General features: G+C 70.6%; 17 protein-coding genes and 1 pseudogene. 8 read left to right on the top strand and 10 right to left on the bottom strand.

All coding sequences use genetic code 11. From position 1 onward, the window contains the following. Positions 1-44: 44 nt before the first annotated feature. Genes F3J18_RS04905 through F3J18_RS04895 form a run of 3 tightly spaced genes read right to left on the bottom strand, consistent with a single transcriptional unit; the run spans position 45 to position 3,834 of the window. On the bottom strand, positions 45-2,222 hold the full coding sequence (locus tag F3J18_RS04905; RefSeq protein ID WP_166911701.1) for a xanthine dehydrogenase family protein molybdopterin-binding subunit: 2,178 nt from the start codon (positions 2,220-2,222) through the stop codon (positions 45-47). Next, positions 2,219-3,211, bottom strand: coding sequence for a xanthine dehydrogenase family protein subunit M (locus F3J18_RS04900; RefSeq protein WP_166911699.1), 993 nt, complete (start codon positions 3,209-3,211; stop codon positions 2,219-2,221). Before F3J18_RS04900 ends, F3J18_RS04905 begins: the two co-directional genes overlap by 4 nt. Then, complete coding sequence (locus tag F3J18_RS04895) at positions 3,211-3,834, bottom strand: (2Fe-2S)-binding protein (protein ID WP_025097159.1); 624 nt, start codon at positions 3,832-3,834, stop codon at positions 3,211-3,213. The genes F3J18_RS04900 and F3J18_RS04895 overlap by 1 nt, the downstream gene beginning before the upstream one ends. Positions 3,835-4,129: 295 nt before the next feature. Between F3J18_RS04895 and F3J18_RS04890 the strand changes: the two genes are divergently transcribed. After that, positions 4,130-4,480 (top strand): DUF4148 domain-containing protein, encoded by a 351-nt coding sequence (locus F3J18_RS04890; protein WP_025097160.1) that lies wholly within the window; start codon positions 4,130-4,132, stop codon positions 4,478-4,480. A gap of 95 nt (positions 4,481-4,575) precedes the next feature. Here the strand turns inward: F3J18_RS04890 and F3J18_RS04885 are convergent, their stop codons facing one another. Then, positions 4,576-5,988: an MFS transporter gene (locus tag F3J18_RS04885; protein ID WP_166911697.1), complete on the bottom strand. Its 1,413-nt coding sequence runs from the start codon at positions 5,986-5,988 to the stop codon at positions 4,576-4,578. Positions 5,989-6,189: 201 nt separating this feature from the next. On the opposite strand from F3J18_RS04885, the gene F3J18_RS04880 reads away from it, so the two are divergent. Next, positions 6,190-6,894 carry a GntR family transcriptional regulator gene (locus F3J18_RS04880; RefSeq protein WP_046578234.1) on the top strand — a complete coding sequence of 235 codons (705 nt, stop codon included), beginning with the start codon at positions 6,190-6,192 and terminating at the stop codon, positions 6,892-6,894. A gap of 82 nt (positions 6,895-6,976) precedes the next feature. Here F3J18_RS04880 and F3J18_RS04875 read toward each other — a convergent pair whose 3' ends face one another. Further along, positions 6,977-7,597: an isochorismatase family protein gene (locus F3J18_RS04875; RefSeq protein WP_025097163.1), complete on the bottom strand. Its 621-nt coding sequence runs from the start codon at positions 7,595-7,597 to the stop codon at positions 6,977-6,979. A 327-nt stretch (positions 7,598-7,924) separates the two neighbouring features. Here F3J18_RS04875 and F3J18_RS04870 point away from each other — a divergent pair, with 327 nt between their 5' ends. The 4 genes from F3J18_RS04870 (at position 7,925) to F3J18_RS04855 (ending at position 12,510) form a co-directional block, all read left to right on the top strand. Next, positions 7,925-8,836 (top strand): LysR substrate-binding domain-containing protein, encoded by a 912-nt coding sequence (locus tag F3J18_RS04870; RefSeq protein ID WP_025097164.1) that lies wholly within the window; start codon positions 7,925-7,927, stop codon positions 8,834-8,836. Between the two features lie 143 nt (positions 8,837-8,979). Next, entirely contained in the window at positions 8,980-9,876 is an 897-nt protein-coding gene (locus F3J18_RS04865; RefSeq protein WP_166911695.1) for a pirin-like C-terminal cupin domain-containing protein, read from the top strand. A 119-nt stretch (positions 9,877-9,995) separates the two neighbouring features. Then, on the top strand, positions 9,996-10,943 hold the full coding sequence (locus F3J18_RS04860) for an alpha/beta hydrolase (protein ID WP_166911693.1): 948 nt from the start codon (positions 9,996-9,998) through the stop codon (positions 10,941-10,943). Positions 10,944-10,989: 46 nt separating this feature from the next. Beyond that, on the top strand, positions 10,990-12,510 hold the full coding sequence (locus F3J18_RS04855) for a GMC family oxidoreductase N-terminal domain-containing protein (RefSeq protein ID WP_166911691.1): 1,521 nt from the start codon (positions 10,990-10,992) through the stop codon (positions 12,508-12,510). On the opposite strand, the gene F3J18_RS04850 is transcribed toward F3J18_RS04855, so the two are convergent. Continuing rightward, positions 12,494-12,877, bottom strand: coding sequence for a hypothetical protein (locus F3J18_RS04850; RefSeq protein WP_166911689.1), 384 nt, complete (start codon positions 12,875-12,877; stop codon positions 12,494-12,496). The two genes, F3J18_RS04855 and F3J18_RS04850, sit on opposite strands and share 17 nt — an antisense overlap. 138 nt (positions 12,878-13,015) lie before the next feature. On the opposite strand from F3J18_RS04850, the gene F3J18_RS04845 reads away from it, so the two are divergent. Then, positions 13,016-13,921: a LysR substrate-binding domain-containing protein gene (locus F3J18_RS04845; RefSeq protein ID WP_025097168.1), complete on the top strand. Its 906-nt coding sequence runs from the start codon at positions 13,016-13,018 to the stop codon at positions 13,919-13,921. Between the two features lie 67 nt (positions 13,922-13,988). Here the strand turns inward: F3J18_RS04845 and F3J18_RS04840 are convergent, their stop codons facing one another. After that, positions 13,989-14,252: a DUF4148 domain-containing protein gene (locus tag F3J18_RS04840; RefSeq protein WP_025097169.1), complete on the bottom strand. Its 264-nt coding sequence runs from the start codon at positions 14,250-14,252 to the stop codon at positions 13,989-13,991. A 491-nt stretch (positions 14,253-14,743) separates the two neighbouring features. After that, a complete protein-coding gene (locus F3J18_RS04835) occupies positions 14,744-15,142 on the bottom strand; it encodes a response regulator (RefSeq protein ID WP_025097170.1) in 399 nt (132 codons plus the stop codon). A 383-nt stretch (positions 15,143-15,525) separates the two neighbouring features. Here F3J18_RS04835 and F3J18_RS04830 point away from each other — a divergent pair, with 383 nt between their 5' ends. Continuing rightward, positions 15,526-16,155, top strand: a complete 630-nt coding sequence (locus tag F3J18_RS04830) for a response regulator (protein ID WP_025097171.1) — start codon at positions 15,526-15,528, stop codon at positions 16,153-16,155. Positions 16,156-16,280: 125 nt separating this feature from the next. On the opposite strand, the gene F3J18_RS38525 is transcribed toward F3J18_RS04830, so the two are convergent. Next, complete coding sequence (locus F3J18_RS38525; protein WP_275691829.1) at positions 16,281-16,823, bottom strand: ATP-binding protein; 543 nt, start codon at positions 16,821-16,823, stop codon at positions 16,281-16,283. A gap of 249 nt (positions 16,824-17,072) precedes the next feature. Then, positions 17,073-20,453 (bottom strand): annotated as a pseudogene (locus F3J18_RS04825) (AAA family ATPase); the annotation flags it as partial. Between the last annotated feature and the right edge of the window lie 18 nt (positions 20,454-20,471).

The following is a 20,471-nucleotide window of genomic DNA, read 5'->3' as shown; positions in this document are numbered from 1 at the left end:
CGCGACGCTCGGCCGGCGCGCGGGCAATCGCGCGCCGGCCACGCCTACAGCAGATCCTCGACGCGGATCGGCATGCGGCGCACGCGCGTGCCGGTGGCGTGATAGACGGCATTGTTGATGGCCGCCGCGGCGCCCACCATCGCCACCTCGCCGAGCCCCTTCACGCCGGCATCGTTGAGCAGCGGGTCGGGCTGGTCGATGAAGGACACCTCGATCGAGCCGATATCGGCATTGACCGGCACCAGGTACTCGGCCAGGTCGTTGTTGAGCGCGCCGCCGAAGCGCACGTCCACTTCGCCGATCTCGCGCAGCGAGGCGCCGATCGCCCAGACCACGCCGCCGCGCACCTGGCTGGCCGCCGTGCGCGGGCTCATCACGCGGCCGCAATCGGCCACGCTGACCACGCGCGGCACGCGCACGCGGCGCGTGCGCGGCTCGACGCGAACCTCGACGAAGTGGGCGATCCAGCTGAAGCTGGTGAAGCCGGGATAGACCGGGCCGGTGGCCGCGACGCGCCCCTCCAGGAAGCGGGTGTAGGCGGCCGCCGTCTGCCCGGGCCCGAGGCCCTGCACCTCGACTTCGAGAAAGGGCCGCCGCACGGCGGCGATGCGTCGATGCAGGTTGCCGTCGACGCGGCGGCCGGCCAGCAGTTCGTCGACCCTGGCCCGCATCTGCTCGACCGCGTGCCGGACCGCGGGGATCACGCTGGCGGTGCCCCAGGAGCCGGCGGTGAGATGCTGGCGCGCCTGGTCGGTATCGCCGATCAGCACCTCGACCCTGGCCGGATCGCAATCGAGCTCCGCCACCAGGGCCGCCGTGATCGCGCTGCGCATGCCCTGGCCCAGCTCGTGGCCGGCGACGGCGAAGCGCGTGGCGCCGCTCGCGCTGATGCGCAGCTTCGCCAGGGTCGGCGTGGTGGCGGCCTTGTAGGCGCCGCAGGCCACGCCCCAGCCGATCTGCGTGCCGTCGTCCGCGCGCATCGAACGCGGCGCCGCGCTGCGTCGCTCCCAGCCGAAGCGCTCGGCACCTTCGCGCAGGCACTGTTCCAGGAAGCGCGAGGAAAACGGCTGGCCCGACACGGGATCGTGCCTGGCCTGGTTGGCCAGGCGGAACGCGAGCGGATCCTGGCCCAACTGGTAGGCCATCTCGTCGACCGCGCATTCGAAGGCCACCGAGGCCGGATGTTCGGTCGGCGCGCGCATCGCGCCGGGTGACTGCGTGTCGACGTGGATCACGCTCTCCGTGCCCAGGTAGGCCATCTCGTAGAGCCGCGAGGGCATCTCGTGATGGCCGCCGGTGTAGCTGTCGGCGCGCGAGGCCTGCGAGGCCACCTCGTATCGAGCGGCGCGCAGCGTGCCGTCCGCGCCCGCGCCGAGCGTGACGTGATGGCGGCTCTCGGGACGGAAGCTGGCGGTATGGAACAGTTGCGCGCGCGGCATCACCAGCTTGACCGGTCGGCCCAGCAGGATCGCGGCGCGCGCCACCAGCACCGTCTGGCTCTGCAGCGAGTTCTTCTGCCCGAAACCACCACCCGTGTAGGGGCTGGCGACATGGATGCGCTCCGGGTCGAGCTGCAGGGCGGCGGCCAGGCCGAACTTGATGGCCGCGGTGTTCTGCGATCCCTCGTGGATCACCAGGCGGCTGTCCTCGAAGCTGGCCGTGGTGGAGATCATCTCGATCGGATTGTGGTGCTGGGCCGGCAAGCGGTACTCGACCTCGACGCGATGCGCGGCCCGCGCGAGCGCCGCCTGCGCATCGCCGGCGCTCACGCCGCGGCTGGCCAGCGGCTCGGGCGTGGCGCCCGGCTGGTCGAGCGTCGCGGCGAAGGGCTCGGCCGCGTAGCGCGGCTCGACCAGTTGGGCGGCCTCGATCGCCGCCTCCAGCGTTTGCGCCACCACCAGCGCCACGGCCTGGCCGCGATAGGCGATCCGCTCGCCCGCCATCGGCTGCACGCTCTGGAAGCCGTAGCCGCCTTGCGAGATGCTCGGCGCCAGCGGCGGCACGTTCGCGAAGTCGGCCGACGTCAGCACGCGCAGCACGCCCGGCACCCGCATGGCCGCCTCGATGTCGAGGCCGAGCAGGCTGCCGCGCGCGATCGTCGAGGGCACCGTCATGGCATGCAGCAGGCCGGGGATCGGCACGTCGGCCGCGTAGCGCGTGCGGCCCAGCACCTTGTCGCGGGCATCGACGCGCGCGCGATCGGGAAGCGGAGGCAGGCTCATGCGCGGCTCCCGGCGATCTCGAGCGCGTCGGCGACGGCTCGTGCGCCGAGCTCGATCTTGAAGCCGTTGTGCGTGCCCGGGCGCGCCTCGGCGAAGGCCAGGCGGCCCGCCGCGAGCGCGCTGCCGGCATCGAGCGGGCGGCCCAGCAGCGAGCGCTCGGCGCGGCCGGCGCGCCATGGCTTGGTGGCGACGCCGCCCAGCGCGATCCGCGCCTCGCGCACCACGCCGTCGCGCAGTTCCAGCGCGACCGCCGCGGAAACCAGCGCGAAGGCGTAGCTCTCGCGATCGCGGATCTTGTGATACGTCGAGGCGCGCGCGGCCGGCGTGGCGGGCACGTGGATCGCCACGATCATCTCGCCCAGCTCCAGCACATGCTCGAGATGCGGCGTGCTTCCCGGCAGGCGATGCAGCGCGAGCAGTGGAATGCGGCGAGCCCGGGCCGCGCCCGCCACCTCGATGCTCGCATCGAGCGCGGCCAGCGCGACCGCCCAATCGCCAGGATAGACGGCGATGCAGGACTCGCTGGTGCCGAGCACGGCGTGGCTGCGATCGAGGCCGCCGATCGCCGCGCAGCCGCTGCCGGGCACGCGCTTGTTGCAGGGGTAGAGCGCGCCGTTGCGGAAATACGGGCAGCGCGTGCGCTGCAGCAGGTTGCCGCCCACCGTCGCCATGTTGCGCAACTGCTGCGAGGCGGCACGGTCCAGCGATTCGGCCAGCACGGGATAGTCGCGCAGCACGACGGGATGCGCGGCCACCTCGCTCATGGTGGCCAGCGCGCCGATCCGCAGGCCTTGCCCGCCGGCTTCCACCGCGTCGATGCCGGCAATCGCGGTGATGTCGATCAGGTGCCGGGGATGCTCGACGTCGAGCTTCATCAGGTCGTAGAGCGTGGTGCCGCCGCCGAGGTAGCGGGCGCCGGGCCCCGCCGCGGCGAAGGCCTGGATCGCGGCGGGCACGCTGTCGGGCCGCGTATAGCCGAAGGTACGCATCAGACCGTCCCTCCCTGGGCGACCACCGCCTCGATGGCGGCGACGATGCCCACGTAGGCGCCGCAGCGGCAGAGGTTGCCGCTCATGTATTCGCGGATGCTTTCGCGCGACAGCGCGTGGCCTTCGCGCACGCAGGCCACCGCGGCCATGATCTGTCCCGGCGTGCAGTAGCCGCATTGCAGGGCGTCGTGGTCGATGAAGGCCTGCTGCATCGGGTGCAGCGTCTCGCCGTCCGACAGGCCCTCGATGGTGGTCACGCGGCGGCCGTCCATCCTGACCGCCATGCTCAGGCAGGCGGCCACGCGCCGGCCCTCGACGTGCACCGTGCAGGCACCGCATTGTCCGTGATCGCAACCCTTCTTCGCGCCGCTCAGGTGCAGGCGTTCGCGCAACAGGTCGAGCAGGGAGGCGCGGATGTCGAGCTCGACCTTGACGGGCCGGCCGTTGACGATGGGCTCGATGCTCACGCATTGCCCGGGCTCGGCGGCTCGCGCATCCATGACGGTTGGCGTGTCGTCCGAGCGGGCCTGCATCGGCACGGCGGCGAGGGTGGCGGTGGCGGCTGTCGCCCCCATGAAATCGCGGCGGGAAAGGCGGGGGCTGGGGCGATCGCTATCGGCCATTCTGCTGTCTCCTGGAACGCGCGTGCACGATGCGGGGCAGTCTAGCAAGCAGGCTAGGCGGCGATAAGCGGTCCTGATTGGATAGTCAATTCAAGGTGGCTCAAGAATGGGGCGCGGTAGCGGGAAACGGGCTTGAGACGAACGGGCATGTTCTTGAGCGGCCCGGACATTCAAGCCGATGCGCCGCGGCCCTACAGTGCATACACGCGATCGACAAGGCGATCGCGAAACCGCAGCGAGGCAGCCATCGCCAGGAACGTTGCGGACTCAACCAACTGATCCACTGGAGTCCATCATGAACAAGCTTCTCGTCGTCCGTATCGCCGCCGCCTCCGCAGCCGCTTTTGCCTTCGCGACCGCCAGCACGCAAGCCCAGGCCGATCAGGTGACGCGCGACCAGGTGCAGGCCGAACTCGCGCAACTGCATGCCGCCGGCTACGACGCGGCGCGCGGCGAGGACGTGAGCTACCCGTCGGCGCTGATCGCGGCCGAGCAGCGCGTGGCGGGGCAGCAGCTCGCGGCGGCCCAGGCCGGCGCCGCCCAGGGTTACGGCGGCAGCCCCGACGGCAGCACCGCGTCGGGCCGCGCGCATCGTCACGTCACGCTGGACAACGACGGCATGAAGCCCGTCTACTTCGGCCAGTGAGCATGCCGGCTGACCCGGGTTCGCCGCCGCTGCTCGTCCGGCGCGGCGACCCTGGCCACGGTCGATCGAGTAGCTGGCAAGACAGGCCACCTCGCTCAGCGCGACAGCTCCTCCAGCCGAATCCCGTTGCTGCGCGGGCCGAATGCGCCGACCGCCACCACGATCACCAGCATGGCCGAGGAAATCAGCACGAACACGGCCGGCACGCCATAGTGCTTGAGCAGCGCCGCCACCCAGAAGCCGACGAAGATCGAGCTGAGCCGGCTCCAGCTGAACACGAAGCCCACCGCCCGCGCGCGGATGCGGGTCGGGTACAGCTCGGCCTGGTAGGTGTGGAAGATGCCGATCAGCCAGTTGTTGGCGATCGTCACCGCGCTGCCGAACAGCAGTATCAGCGCCGGTTCGCGCACCATCCCGAACATCACGCCGGCCACCGCCACCACCGCCGCGCAGGCCGCCAGCTGCCACTTGCGCTCGATGCGCTCCGCGCAGGCCATCGCCCCGATCGCGCCCAGCGGCGTGGTGATCGCGATCACCATCGTGTAGAGCAGCGAATGCGTGATGGTGATGCCCTTCGAATACAGCAGCACCGGCACCCAGGCGCCGAAGCCGTACACGCCGAAGGTCTGGCAGAAGTTGAACAGCGACAGCATCAGGGTGCGGCCCAGGTAGGGCCTTTGCCAGATCTCCGACCAGGATCCCTGGCCTTCCTCGGGCGCGGCGGCGTCCAGCTTCGGCGCCGCGAGCGGCTGGCCGGTTTCCGCCACCACCCGGCTCTCGATCCGGTCGACGATCGCGCGCGCCTCGGCCACGCGCTGCCTGGACTCGAGCCAGCGCGGCGATTCCGGCAGGTCGCGACGGATCAGCCAGATCAGCAGCGCGCCCGCCGAGCCGATGATCATCACCCAGCGCCAGCCGTCCAGCCCGAGGATCGTATGCGGCACCAGCACGTAGGACAGCAGGGCGACCGTCGGCACCGAGGTCAGGATCACCAGGATGCTGAAGGCCATGTACTTGCCGCGCGCGTGGTTCGGCGTGAGCTCGGAGATATAGGTGTCGACCGTGATCAGCTGCACGCCGATGCCCAGGCCCGCCACGAAGCGCCAGGCATCCATCGCCTCGGGCGAGACCTGGAACGCGGCCGCGAAGGTGGCGACCGAGTAGAGCAGCATCGCGCCGGTGAACACGGCGCGGCGCCCGAAGCGATCGGTGAAGCCGCCCAGCGCGACCGTGCCGACGAACATGCCGGCGAAGAAGGAGCCGAGGAAGCTGGCGAAGCCGTTGACGTCGAAGATGCCCTCGGTGGTGGCGTGGTACATGCCGCCCTTGATCAGCCCGAGCGAGATGTAGGCGGCCATGAACATCTCGTAGAACTCGAACCAGCCGCCGATCGCGATGCGCGCGACCAGCCCGCGGAAGTAGCGGGTCGGCGGCAGGCGGTCCAGCCGCGCCGAGACGCTTGCCTCGCGCTGGCGCGCGGAGCCGGCGATCTCCTGTTCCATGTACATGGCGTCTCCTGAATGAGGTGATGCCGACGATTCGATTGAGTGTCGACATTTTTTCGGAGATGATGCCAGTTAACTGAAAGAATTCGCAGTAATTCCTAATTAGTGTATACACTTAACGGAATTGGCATGAGCCGAACCGCAAGCCGCCGAGCCGGGTTTGCTACAATCGCGGACCTTTTTTGCGCCCTCGAGGACTGCCCGATGGATCTGGACGAAGGCACCAGCCTGCCTGACGAAGACAAGGAAACCACGCCGGTGGCGGAGATCGTCGACTGGGTGGCGCGCGGCATCATCGAGGGGCGGCTCGCGCCCGGCCACGACCTCAATTCGGTGGACCTGGCCCGGCGCTTCGGCGTGAGCCGCACGCCGGTGCGCGAGGCGCTGTTCGCGCTGGTGCGCGAGGGCCTGGTGGACTGGCCGCCGCGGCGCCGCCCGCGCGTGGCGACCATGCAGTTGAAGGAGATCCGCGAGATCTACGAGCTGCGCGCGCTGTTGTACGGGCAGGTGTCGATGGCGATCGCCGAGCGCGCCGACGAGGCGGACATCGCCACGCTGCGGCGCGCCGCGGAGCGGCTGGCCGAGGTGGCGGCGAAGGGCGATGTGGATGGCTACTTCTGGGCCAACGTCGCGTTTCGCGACGAGGAACTGCGCATCAGCGGCAATGGCGTGGTGAAGCAGGTGCTCGATTCGATGCGTATGCGCACCAACCGCCTGCGCCACCTGAGCACCTCGCTGCCGGGGCGCATGCAGCGCTCGTGCGCCGATCACCAGCGGCTTTGCGAGGCCTATGCCGAGCGCGACGGCGTGCTGGCGGCCGCGCTGAACCGCTCGATCGTGCTGGGCGCGCTGCGCGCGATCGAGTCGGCCTGGCAGCCGCACGAAGGCGGGCAGGGCGACGCGCCCTGAGCTGCGCGGCACGGGATCGATGCGCGCGCGGAGCGAACGCGATGCCGGCTTCACGCCGGCATCGTTCGCCTCCGCCGCGGTTTTACTTGCTGCTGTAGGCGCTCGCGATCTGGCCGACCAGGGTGGCCCAGGGCATGTCGAGCGCGGCATACACGGCGCCGGCCTTCGGCGAGCCGTTGTCCTTGAGGATCTCGACCATCAGGCTGGCATGGTCCGAGACGATCACGCCGGCCTGTTGCATGCGCAACAAACCGGTCTGGCGCTTGGTGTCGCTGAAGGTGCCCGAGGCGTCGACGGCCACGTAGGCGTCGTAGCCGCGCGCCACCGCCGTCATGGCGGGGAACGCCGCGCACACTTCGAGCGAGACGCCGGCGAAGATCAGCTTCTTGCGGCCGGTGGCCTCGATCGCCTGGGCGACGCGCGCATCGTCGTAGGCGTTCACCGTCGAGCGGTCGATGATCTCGATGCCGGGCAGCGCCTCGACCAGTTCCGGAAACGTCGGGCCCCACATGCTGTCGCGCGCCGTGGTGGTGACCACGATCGGCAGTTCCAGCGCGCGGGCGGCACGCGCCAGCGCCACCACGTTGTGCTTGAGTTCGCCGGTCGAGTAGTCGCGCACGCCTGTCATCAGGCCGATCTGGTGGTCGACCAGCACCACGGCGGCATTGTCGACGGTGAGCGCTTCATAGCTGTGACGGGTCATGGTGTTCTCCTGGGGTTGGCGAGTCGGGGTGAGGCGACGGAGGCGGCGAGGCGTGCCCGCTCCCGGCACGGGGAGCGAAACGCTCGGCGAGGCAGGTGGCTCGCGCGGCGCGTGGCGGCGCGGCGGCATGCACCGGACGCGATGCCGGCAAATTCTATCGAGCGGGCCGGGCGCCCAGAAGTCCACGTTTTTGCGACTTAGCGTCTAAGCTGTTGGACGGCGGCGCGGCGATCCGGGCCGCTCCGATAACGGACAATCGAACCGGGCACCCATCCTGCCGCGCAGGCCGGGCGAGCCCCTGGAGACGGCGAAACGGGAGGCGGCGCAATGCTCGACCTGAATGACTTCTACTTCTTCGTGCAGGTGGTGGACCACGGCGGCTTCACCGCGGCCGGCAAGATCCTGCAGGTGCCGAAATCCACCCTCAGCCATCGGATCCAGCAGCTCGAGGGCGAGCTCGGCGTGCGCCTGCTCAATCGCACCCCGCGTCACCTGGGCGTGACCGATGCGGGCCGCGAGTTCTATCAGCATGCGGTGGCGATGCTGCGCGAGGCCGAGCTGGCCGAGAGCGCGGTGCGCAACCGCCTGACCGAGCCGATCGGTACGGTGCGCTGCACGGCGGGGGCCGCCACCATGCAGTTCGCGGTGTCGGACATGATCTGCGATTTCCTGCTGCAGCATCCGAAGGTCGACGTGGTGGCGCACGCGATCGACCGGCCGGTGGACCTGGTCGGCGAGAACTTCGACGTCGCGGTACGTGCCCACAGCGAGCCGCTGCCCGATTCGGGGCTGGTGCAGAAGATGCTGGCGCCGGTGCCCTGGCCCTTGTTCGCGGGCGCCGCCTATCTCGAACGGCACGGGGCGCCCAGGACTCCCGAGGATCTGCGCGCCCATCCCTCGCTGTTCGCGATGCGCGCCGAGGTCACCCCGGCCTGGCGCCTGCGCCGCGTCGACGGCAGCGGCGAGGAGCTGGTCCTGCCGCTCGCGCCGCGCCTGCTCGGCGACGACATGGTGGGGCTACAGAAGGCGGCGATCCGCGGGCTGGGCATCGTCGCGCTGCCCAGCTACGTGTGCCGCGCCGCGGTGCGCTCGGGCGAGCTGCGGCGGGTGCTGCCGGGCTGGATCGGCGCGACCTCGACCATCACCGCGCTGATGCCGCATCGCAAGGGCATGCTGCCCTCGGTGCGTGCCTTCGTCGAGCACCTGGCCGCCGAATTTCCCAAGGCCGTGCTGTTGTGAGGCGGGGCCGCCGCGCCCCGCGCGCGGCGAGCGTCCAAACTCTTGGACGTTGAATCCAGATGCCGAAGACTTTTCAGTGAATAGGCCCTTAAGTACAGTCGGGTTTCGCAATTCTTTGCAATTCGACACCGAGGGGACAAGGCATGGGCGGCACCGCATCGATTTCCACGGAGCAAGGTGACCCGGCCGGGAGCTCGCCCGCGCGGCTCGGCGAGATCGTGGCGGGCGTGCCGCAACGGATCGGCAGCGGCTTCACCGCCACCCACTTCTCCGAGGACAGCTTCGCCGGGCGCATGGACCCGCTGCTGATGGTCGATCATTTCGTGATGACCGCGCCCACCTTCGAGCCGCATCTGCATGCCGGCATCTCGGCGGTCACCGCCATGTTCGAGGACGCCGAAGGACAGTTCCACAATCGCGACTCGCTCGGCAACGACCTCGAGCTCGGCGCCGGCGATCTCTACTGGCTGGCCGCGGCCGGCGGCGCGGTCCACGAGGAGCTGCCGATGCCCGGTGCGCGCATCCACGCGCTGCAGATCTTCGTCAACCTGCCCGCCGCCTTGAAGAAGGCCTCGCCGCGCACCCTGCACGTGCGCGCCGCCGAGGTGCCGGTTTTCGAGGCGCCGGGAACACGTGTGCGCGTGGTGCTCGGCAGCAGCGGCGAGCTGGCGGGCGCGCAGGGCACGCCCGAGGAGATGACCCTGCTCGACGGCAGCCTGGGCGAGGGCGCCGGCTTCAGTCATCGGCTGCCCGAGGGGCGTCATGCCTGGATCTATGCCGTGAGCGGGCGCCTCGCGCTGCGCTGCGGGAATGAAGTGCTCGTGCTCGAAGCGGGACATGCCACCACCATCGTCGCCGGCCCGGCGATCGCGATCGAGCTGGAAGCCGCCGCCGCCTCGACCCACTTCGTGCTGATGGCGGCGAAGCCGATCCGCGAGCCCTTCGTCAAGCACGGGCCGCTGGTGATGTCCAGCGTCGAGGATGTCCGCAGCACGCTCGCGGCCTATGCCGACGGCCGCCTGGGCCGCATTCCCGGCTAGCCCCACCCGGTATTTCGCATCCTTGCCCCGGCCGCGCAGGCTCGCGCGGCAAGGGGACCTATGGTCTCGTCGGCGCGCGGCGAGCCAGCCTCGCCTCAGTGGAAGGGAGAACCCGAGACATGCTCGATACCACGGCCCGGCCCGACAGCCCCGATATCCGCTTCATCACGCTCTCGCCCGAGGAGCGCCGGCGCGAGCTCGCGCTGCGCGAACACTTCGAGCGGTTCTGGCGCGACACGCCCGGCGAGCCGAGGGCGGTCTACGACGCCTTCATCGGCGCCTGTCCGCTGGCCGAGGGCGTCGGCCTGGCGGCCGTCGCCGCGCCCGGCGTGCGCGGCTGGTGGCTGCGCCCGGCCAGCGTCGAGGAAACGGCGCACGCGATCCTCTACCTGCACGGCGGCGGCTACGTGCTCGGCTCGGCCGATGCCTATCGCGGCTTCGTCAGCCAGCTGGTGGCCCGCACCGGCCTGCCCGCGCTGCTGATCGACTACCCGCTGGCGCCCGAGGCGAGCCTGCCGGCCGCGCCCGATGCGGCGCTGGCCGCCTGCCGCTGGCTGGGCGGGCAGGGCATCGGCACGATCGCGGTGGTCGGCGATTCGGCCGGCGGCGGCCTGGGCCTGGTCACGCTCGCGCAATTGACGAAGCTGGGCGGCAGCCCGCGCGCGGTGGCCGGCGTGGTGTTCTCGCCCTGGACCGACCTGGCCTTCACCGGCACCTCGATGGTCGATCCCGCGGTGGTCGATCCGCTGATCAGCCACGCCTACCTGCTCGATTGCGCCGCCGGCTATCTCGGCGGCGCGGCGCCCACTGACCCGCTGGCCTCGCCCTTGCACGGCGAACTGGCCGGCCTGCCGCCGCTGCTGATCCAGGTCGGCACCGACGAGCGCCTGCTCGACGACGCGCGCCAGTATGCCGGGCGCGCCGCGCGTGCCGGCGTGGCGGTGTCGCTGGAGATCTGGGAGGGCATGCACCACGTGTTCCAGCTCGACCTGCCCCATCTCGACAGCAGCAAGGCCGCGCTCGAGCGCGCGGCCGAATTCATCCTGGGCGCCTTCCGGTCCGCCTGAGGCCGCGTTGGCGCGGCCCGTCGTCAAACTTCATGGAGGATTCACCGTGAGCATCGACCATCTGTCGGCCAAGTCGTTCGATATCGTGATCGTGGGGGGCGGCTCGGCGGGTGCCGTGCTGGCGCATCGACTGAGCGAGGATCCCGCGCGCAGCGTGCTGCTGCTCGAAGCCGGGCCGATCTATGCGGCCGGCGCCTACCCGGAGGTGATCGCCAACGCGAACCACGTCGGCGGCGACCAGGCGCACGACTGGGGCTACCACACGCAGGACCATGCCGGGCTCGGCCACGACGTGACGGCGCTGCGCGGCAAGCTGCTGGGCGGCAGCTCGGCGGTCAACGCGGCGGTGGCGATGCGCGCGCGGCCGGCCGATTTCGCGCGCTGGCGGGCGCGCGGCATCGAGGGCTGGTCCTTCGACGAGGTGCTGCCGGTGTTTCGCGCGATGGAGAACACGCCCACCGGCGACGATGCCTGGCACGGCCGCTCGGGCCCGTTCCCGATCCGCCAGCGGACCATGGAGGAGATCACGCCCTCGATGCGCGGCTTCGTGCTGGCCGCCGAGGCGCTCGGGCTGCCGCGCGTGAGCGACTTCAACGGCGTCGAGCAGCACGGCGTCTCGCCGTATCCGCTGAACGTGGTGGACGGGCGGCGCATCAACACCGGCATGGCCTACCTCGACGACGCGGTGCGCCGCCGGCCGAACCTGACCATCGCCGGCCATGCCGAGGTCGATCGCGTGCTGTTCGAGGGCCGCCGCGCGAGCGGCGTGCGCCTGGTGGGCGGCGAACGGATCGCGGCCGGCGAGGTGATCCTCTCGGGCGGCGCGTTCGGCAGCCCCGCGATCCTGATGCGCTCGGGCATCGGCCTGGCCGCGCACCTGGCGTCGCTCGACATCCCGGTGCTGCAGGACGCGCCGGTCGGCGAGGGGCTCAAGGAGCATCCGTTCTACTACAACGTCTACGCGCTGAAGGAAGCGGCACGCTCGATGGACCCGGTGGCCGGCGCGATCATCTGGACGCGTTCGAGCGAGGCCCGAGTCGGCGAGCTCGACCTGCACATCTCCGGCACGCATATCTTCGATCCGGCGCAGAGCCCGACCGGCGGCGCGATCGTGCTGGCCTGCGCGGTCACGCTGCCTGATTCGGTCGGCACGGTGCGCCTGGCGAGCCGCGATCCGCGCGCCATGCCGCTGATCCGCTACAACTTCTTCCAGGCACCGGGCGACCTGCGCCGCATGATGGAGGCCGTGAAGCTGTCGCGCCGGATCGGCCGCACCGCGCCGTTCAAGGACACGCTGGCCTTCGAGATGACGCCCGGCGACGAGGTCGAGGACGAGGCCGCGCTGAAGAAGGCGGTGGTGGCCGCGGTGGACGGTTACGCGCATCCCACTTCGACGGTGCGCATGGGCCGCGAGGGCGACCCGCAAGCGGTGGTGGATCCGAGCGGGCGCGTGCGCGGCGTGCAGGGGCTGCGGGTGGTGGATGCCTCGATCATGCCGGAGATTCCCTCGATCGCCACCAATGCCACCACCATCATGATGGCCGAGATGATCAGCCGGCGGATCTGAGGTCGACGCGGCCGTGCGCATGGCGGCCGTGCCTGGTTCGAGGGGGCGAGGCACGGCCGGCGACGCTGTCGATCGGCGGCACGATGCGGTGTGTCGTGTCGCGTGCCGCTGGTGAATCGCTCGCGCGTGGCGCGGCGAGATCGCGAGGCCGCGCGCGCGGCAGGCGCAAGCCGCAGGGGTTTCCGCGGTTGTAGCGGGCCTCGATCATGATGTTCAACATGCCGGCTGACGCCGGGCGGCCGCGCCGCGTGTCGCTCGCGCAGCGCAGCGGATCGGACGACCGTGCCGGCGTCCCGTCCGCTTCGCATCCCTGAACGGCGAACGCAAAGGTTTCGCGGTAACCGCGACGGCCGGGCACGACGTCCATGGAGTCGGACGTAACGTCCAAGCTGATGGATATGAACAAGACGCCGGGTCGCGTATAACGTCCCCACCGAAATCAGCGATGCACCCGGGCTCGACGGCAGCGTCGCGCTCCAGGTGTCATTTTTAGGAAACAGGATTGATGCTGGATCTAAACGACATGTACTACTTCGTACAGGTTGTCGACCATAAGAGTATTTCCGCCGCGGCTCGTGCGCTGTCCCTGCCCAAGTCCACCATCAGCTACCGCATGAACCAACTCGAGGTGCGCCTGGGCGCGCGCCTGTTCAATCGCACTTCCCGGCAACTGGCCGTTACCGATATCGGTTCGGAGTTCTATCGTCGCGCGCAGATCATGATCCGCGATGCGCAGTCGGCCGAATACGCGGTGCGCCAGCGCCTGTCGACGCCGAGCGGGCTGGTGCGGCTCACGGTGGCGGTGGCCACCGCGCAGTTCGCGATGCGCGGCCTGCTGACCGAGTTCTGCCGGCAATACCCGCAGGTCAAGGTGGTGCAGCGCACCTCGGATACCGAGGTCGATATCGTCAAGGAGGGCTACGACATGGCGATCCGCTCGCACAGCCTGCCCCTGCGCGACTCGAACCTGATCCAGCGTCGCCTGGCGCCGACGCCCTGGATGTTGTTCTGCAGTCCTTCCCTGCTCAAGGGGCGCGAGCCGATCCACGGCCCGGAGGACCTGTGCAACCACCCGGCGCTGTTCATGGCGCGCCAGGGCAGCGTGCCGCAATGGCGGCTGCGGCACGAGAACGGCGGCACGCGAACCATGCTGATCGATCCGATCCTGATGACCGACTGCATGCCGACCCTGAAGGACGCCGCGATCGCGGGGCTCGGCATCGTCGCGCTGCCCGGCTACATCTGCAAGGAGGAGATCGCGCAGGGCAGCCTGGTGCGCGTGATGCCCGAATGGACCGCGGCCGACGCGGCGATCACGGCCTTGCTGCCCTATGGGCAGAACCAGTTGCCTTCGATACGGGTCCTGCTCGACTATCTCGCCGCCGAGATTCCGCGCGCGGTGGCCATGTAGGTGTCGGGGGCGCGGGCGGGAACGCCGGATCATCGCGTTCCCGCCCGGCTCGGCGGGCCGACCGGGCTCAGTGCGTGGCGCTGAGCTGGCCCGCGCTGCTGCGCGCCAGCGCGGCGGGCCGCTGTTGCGTCAGGCGCGCCTCGGCGGCCTCGAAGTCGGCCGGGTAGTGGATGTCCTCGCCTTGCGAGGGGCGGTAACCCGCGCGTTCGAGCGCCACCAGGTCGGCGCGCACCTGGGCACGCGTGAGCGGTTGGCCGGCTTGCTGCGCGAAGCTCAGTGCCGGGGCGGCGAACAGGGTGGCGACGAGAGCGGAGACGATGATCGTTTTCATGGCAGTTCCTTGGTGGCCCGGAGGCGGTGTGGTGCCGGTCGATCCGGCGGAAGCGATGCAGGGTGGGTGCGGTGCCCAGGACGCTGGCTGCTGCCTGTTTCCGATCACCGCAGACGCAGATTAAAAGTCGGGGCCGTCGTCGACCATCGTGCGAAGGCATGGGAGTCGTTCGCGTTTTCAAGGGGCGATGCCATACCTGGGTATGCGTGGTTCGGTCGATGGTCGCGCGTGTTCCGATCTCGCGCGCGGCGCGCGACACGGAGGTGTGTGCCGGCTACACCGAGGTGAGGGCGCGGCGGCGTGATGGCATCGCGCCGCTTGCGAGGGCCTGCATGGGTCGTCGCGAACCGCGAAGGAAGACGCCGCCGCCGCGCGCAGGCGAGCCGATGCGCGGGGCGTGGAAGGAGGGGGGAATGAGAGGCGCAAACGCGGCGCGAGCCGCTACGAAGCGCGGCCCGGCCAGGCGCGCGGAACGCGCGTGGCGTGCCCGCTCAGGCGGCGGTCGAGCCGGAGCGGCTGCGTTCGAGCGCGATGGCCAGCCAGCGGCACAGCAGGTCGGGATCGGCCGGTTTCTCCAGCACGCACAGCGCGCCGCCCGCGAGCGCCGCGTCGCGCACGCGCTCGGTGAGGTAGGCGCTCAGGAAGATGAAGGCGATCGTCACGCCGCGCCGGCACAGCGCGGCCTGCAGTTCGATGCCGCTGATGCCGGGCATGTTGATGTCGCAGATCACGCAGTCGGCCGGCGCGATCTCGCCGGCCTCGCTCAGCAGCAGGCTGTCGCCCGATTCGAAGGTACGGGCTTCGCAGCCGATCGAGCGCACCAGGCTGCGAAGCGAGCTTCGCACCGATGGATCGTCGTCCACGATGAGCACGAGTTGCGTGGGACACATGAGGGCTCCTTAAGCCAGGGTGAGCATGGCAAAGGCGCCAGGAAGCCGATGCACGACCGAGCGTACCGGAGGGCGTGCCGCGGTGGAATAACACCACGGTATTAAGCCGGATGCGCCGCGCGCAGCGGCCGGCGGGCAGTGCGCCGCGACGGCAGGGGATGTCGACGCGGAGGCCTTGCCTCGCGTCTAAACCAAAGTATTAGTCGGCTTCGGAAGCCGGCTGCGAGGACGATGCGAAGCGAGCGGCGCCGATGCGGAAAACCCCTTGAAACAAGCAGCAAAATCGATCCCTCGCCCTGGGGAAGCTCCCTATAATGTCGGGCGGGATACCTGGACAATCGCGCGCGCGAGCGCGCACATCGTTGCAACGCGGCTGCAAGAAAATGGAAGAGACGAACCAACGCTGGGTCTATATCGTCGACGACGATGCATCGACACGAGACGCGCTCAGCAGCCTGCTGCGCTCGGTGGGCCTGAAGGTCGAGACCTTCGAGAGCACCGAGGCCTTCCTCAGGGTCGAGCGCCCGGTGGCGCCGAGCTGCCTGGTGCTGGATGTGCGCCTGAAGGGCGAGAACGGCCTGGCATTCCAGCGTCGCGCGCAAGCCTGGAACATGGACCTGCCGATCGTGATCGTGACCGGCCATGCCGACGTGCCGATGACGGTCAGCGCGATGAAGGCCGGCGCCGTCGATTTCCTCACCAAGCCGTTTCGCGAGCAGGAACTGCTCGACTCGGTCGACAACGCGCTGGCGCTGCACGCGCGGCGCCTCGAGGGCCAGGAGCGAAGCCGCGGCCTGCGCGATCGCTACGAGACCCTCACGCCGCGCGAGAAGGAGATCGTCCCCTACGTGATCGCCGGCTTTCTGAACAAGCAGATCGCCGATCGCCTGAACCTCAGCGAGGTGACCGTGAAGATCCATCGCGGCGCGGCCATGCGCAAGCTCGCGGTGCGTTCGGTGGCCGACCTGGTGCGCGAGGCGCAGGCGCTGGAGATTCCTCCCGTCGCCGACTGAGGCGCCGCCTCGGCGCGGCGCCGAAGTCAGGCCCGAGGCAGGGCGCCGAAGCGGGGCGCCGAAGCAGGGCACAGAAGCAGGGCACAGAAGCAGGCCGCTGAAACCAGCGCCCGAAATCAGAACACCTAAGCGGCCGGCACGGTGAAGCGCATGATGGTGCCGCCCGCCGGGTTCGGCTCGGCGCCCAGCGTGCCGCCATGCGCCTCCATGATCGAGCGGCAGATCGCCAGCCCCATCCCCATTCCTTCCGCCTTGGTGGTGTAGAACGGCTCGAAGATCCGCTGCGCGCCGTCCCGCTGCAGGCCCACGCCCGCATCGATCACGCTCACGCGCAGGCAGCCCGTGGCCAGCCGCTCGGTGGCCACGGTGATCACCGCCTGCCGCTCCGGGCCGCCCGGCATCGCGTCGATCGCATTGGTCAGCAGGTTGATCAGCACCTGCTGGATCTGCACCCGGTCGCCGCGGGCGTTCGCGACGGCGGCGTCGAAGCCGCGCTCGATCTCGATGCCGCACTGGCGCGCGCGGGCACGCACCAGCGGCAGCACGTCGTCGATCGCCTCGTGCAGCGCGAAGGGCAACAGCGTGGGCGCGGATTTCGAGGACAGCGCGCGCAGGCCCTGGATGATGGACTTGGCGCGGCCGCTGTCGGCGCCGATCTGGCGCAGCATGGTCACCGCCTCGGCGATCTCGGGCGGGTTCCGGTCGATCCAGCGGATCGCGGCGGCCGCCGAGGTGCCCACCGAGTTGATCGGCTGGGACACCTCGTGCACGATCGACGCGACCAGCTCCCCCATGGTCGACAGGCGCGAGGCATGTTCGAGGTCGGCCTGCACGATGCGCAGCCGGTCGGCCATCCTGGCGCGCTCGCGGCCCTCGTTGAGCAGTTCCTCGTACAGGCGCGCGTTCTCCAGCGCGATGGCCGCCTGGCTCGCCAGCACCTCGATCACGTCGGTGCGCGAGGGCGCGAAGGCGCCCGCCACCAGCGTGTTCTCGAGGTAGAGGACGCTGACCAGCCGGCCCTGCTTGAGCAGCGGCAGGCAGAAGGCCGAGCAGACGCGGCGATGGCGGAAATACGGATCCCTGCCGAAGGTGAAGTCGCGCGCCGCGTCGTCGAGCGTGATCGACCTGAGGCTGCGCGACACCACGTTGACGATCGTCATCGGCAGCGTGTCGGGCGCCAGCGCCTGGCGCGTCTGCACCTGGATGCCGTGCTCGGCCAGGCTCGCCTCGGCGAGCAGGCACGGGCCGGCCGCGCCGGTGCCCAGCAGCACCGCGCGCTGCGCGCCGCCCAGTTCGAGCGCGGTGGCCATGATGGTCTCGACCACCCTGGCCTGCACGATCTCGCTCGACAGCGCGTTCGAGGCCTTGACGACGGCCAGCACGTCGAGCGGCCGCGCCTGGTCGGGATCCGTTGCCGGCCGGGCGCTTCGGCCGAATGCGCGCCCGGCCAGCAGCGGATCGGCATCGAGCAGCCGCAGCTTGGCCTTCGCGCCCCAGCGCGCGTAGCAGTCGCGCGCATGGGCGAGGTAGTGGCGCGCCAGCGAGCGGCTGCCCCTCGCGGCGAAATACTCGGCCGCCAATTCGTGCGAGAGGGCCTCGTCCTGCAGGAAACCCTGGCGCTGCGCATGCTCGATGGCGCGTTCGAAGCCGTCGATCACCTCGTCGGCCGGCGCGCCTTCGAGCTGCCTGCGCTGCGCGTCGAGCAGCGCGACGCGCCCGGCGAAATTCTCCGGGCACTGCGCCGCCCAGCTTTCGAGCTGCCGCGTGTGACGCCGCCAGATCGGCGCGAGCGGCTCGCCGGGGCTGCCTTCCATGCCGAGCAGGGCCGCGCGGATCGTCGCCAGCGCCCCGTAGAAATGCAGGTCGACGATCTCGTTGAAGGCGCGCGAGGACCACGCGATCGGCTCGGCGCGCTCCCGCGCGGCCAGCGCCCCGCGCGTGTCGCCGAACACCAGGCAGGCCTGCATGCGATGCGTCCAGAAGCAGAATTCCGCGATCGAGCCGCGCGTCGGGTCCGAATCGTAGGGGGCGAAGATCCCGCCGCGCGGCAGGAGCCGGCCGTTCCCGGATTCGAGCGGCTGCTCGCTGGTGACGGACTCGATGAAGCGCAATTGCGACTTCACCGCGTCGATCACCAGGTGGAAGCCGGCCAGCTCGGCGAAGGCCAGCGCGCGCTGGGCCTGCTCGACGATCGCATCGAGCGCGCCGCCGCTGATCAGCAGGTTGCTGACCAGGTTGCGCCCGCAATAGACGGCGAAGGTCTGGTCGCCATCGGCCTTGGCCACCTCGAACGCGGCGCGGATGAAGCGCGCGCCTTCCTGCACCGGGCGCTGCCAGGGCAGCACGAACATGCCGAAGCCCATCAGCGTGCGGGCGCGGTACTTGCCGCGGCCCTCGACGCCGGCCAGGGCCACGGCGAGCTCGCCGAACGCGTAGGCGGCGGCCAGTTCGCCGTAGCGCACGCCCACCGCGATCATCAGGCACACGTAGCCGTAGCAGGAGGAATCGGTGGGGCCGCTGCGCACGCTCATGCGGGCCATGCTCAGCGCCACCATGTCGTGCAGGTTGACGTCGGAGAACAGCGCCGGCGGGATCAGGTCGGCCATCACGTCGATCACGGCGATCGCGGCCGGATCGCCGGTGAAGGGCAGCCCGGCGAGCTCGGCCGGGTGCCGGCCGGCCAGTTCCTCGCGCAGGGCCAGCCAGGCGCCGTCGACGTCGGCGTCGCGAGGCCGGGCCGGGATTCGGATGCCCGCGTAGTCGAGGAAGGCCAGCCCGCAGGCCACGGCGTCGGCCGACAGGTTCAGCGAGGTGTAGACCGCGGTGAGCAGGCGCGTGGCCTGGCCGCGCAGGGGCAGCGCGATGTCCAGCGCCAGCAGCGCCTCGAGCCCGGCCCGCGCGGCCGGCGCCGCGTTGTCGAGGAACCGGCACTCGGCCGTCAGCAGGGCGATGCGCGCCGGCAGTTCCTCGTGCTCGGCGGCGCGGCTCAGCGTGCGCGCGAACGCCAGGTAGTCGAGCGCCGTGCCGTAGGCCGTCATGGCCCGCGCCTGTTCGGCCGCATCGAGGTTGAGCCGCACCAGGGCCGGCCGGCGCGCGTCGTCGACCAGCCCGGCCGCCTCGTTCAACTGGCGTGCGGCCTGGAACAGCTTGTCGGCCGGGCTGTCCGGGCCGAGCAGCGCGAGCAGGCGCTGCCCGATCCGGTGGTGCAGCCGGATGCGCTCGCCGTCCTCGATCCCGCCATACACGGCTTCGTGGAAGCGGTCGTGCACGAATGCGCAGGTGCCGGCCGCGTCGATCCTCACGCAGTCCTCATCGATTGCCGGGCGCAGCCGCGCCCGGACCTCGTGCGGCTCGCTCCCGACGATCGCGCCGAGTTCCTCCAGCGCGATCCGGTCGCCCAGGCAGGCCATCGCGCGCATCAGCTGTCGCGTCTGGTCCGGCAGGCGCGTCATGCGCTGCCGCAGATGCGTGAGCACGTCGCCGATGAAGGTGCGCTGCACCAGCCGCTCGAAATCGCAATGGAAGGCCCGGTCGGCCGAGGCGGGCGCGATGATCGCATCGCGCTCCAGGTCGAGCAGCAACTGCCGCACGAAGAAGGGATTGCCGCCGCTCTTGCGATGCAGCAGCCCGGCCATCCTGTCGATCTCGACGCCGGCGTGTCCGTAGCGCGCCGCCAGCAGCGCGCGCAGGTCCTCCAGGCCGAGCGGGCGCAGGTCGAGGCGGGTGCGTCGTTCGTCGTCGTCGCCGGCGGCGGCCGGCGGCACCGGCAGCGGCTCGCCGTCCGCCGCCGCCTGGCGGAAGCTGCCGATCGTCAGCACGCCGCGCACTTCCGGCGCCTCGCACATCAGCCTCACCACTTCCTGCGAGTGCGCGTCGGCCCATTGCAGGTCGTCGAAGAACAGCACCAGCGGCCGCGCCTTCGCGGCCACCACCGCCACGAAGCCGACGATCGCGGCCAGCAGCGCCTGGTGCTCGCGCTCGCGGGCCGGCGGGGCGCCGCCGCGCTCGCGATCGAGGAAGGCGCCGAATTCCGGCACGATCCGGCACAACGAGGGCAGGTGCTCGGCCAGCCGCTCGCCGATCAAGGCCCGCCACTCGGCGAAGTCCGCCTCGGGGGCGGCCATGATCGCGGTCAGCAGTTGCGCGAGCACCTCGCTCACCATGCCGAAGGGCACCCCCGGCTCGGTCGCCGAGGCCTTGCTCGCGGCGCGCAGCGTGCCGGCATGCGCGTGCCGGTCGAGGAAGTGCTGGACCAGCGCGGTCTTGCCGCCGCCGGCCTCGCCCGCGATGAATACCGCGCAGCCCGGCCGGCCTCA

This window comes from Burkholderia sp. Ax-1720 (assembly GCF_011753035.1).
GTDB classification, from domain to species: Bacteria; Pseudomonadota; Gammaproteobacteria; order Burkholderiales; family Burkholderiaceae; genus Burkholderia; species Burkholderia gladioli.
The sequence above is the reverse complement of the archived record's forward strand: the minus strand, read 5'-3'. Positions and strand labels throughout refer to the sequence as shown.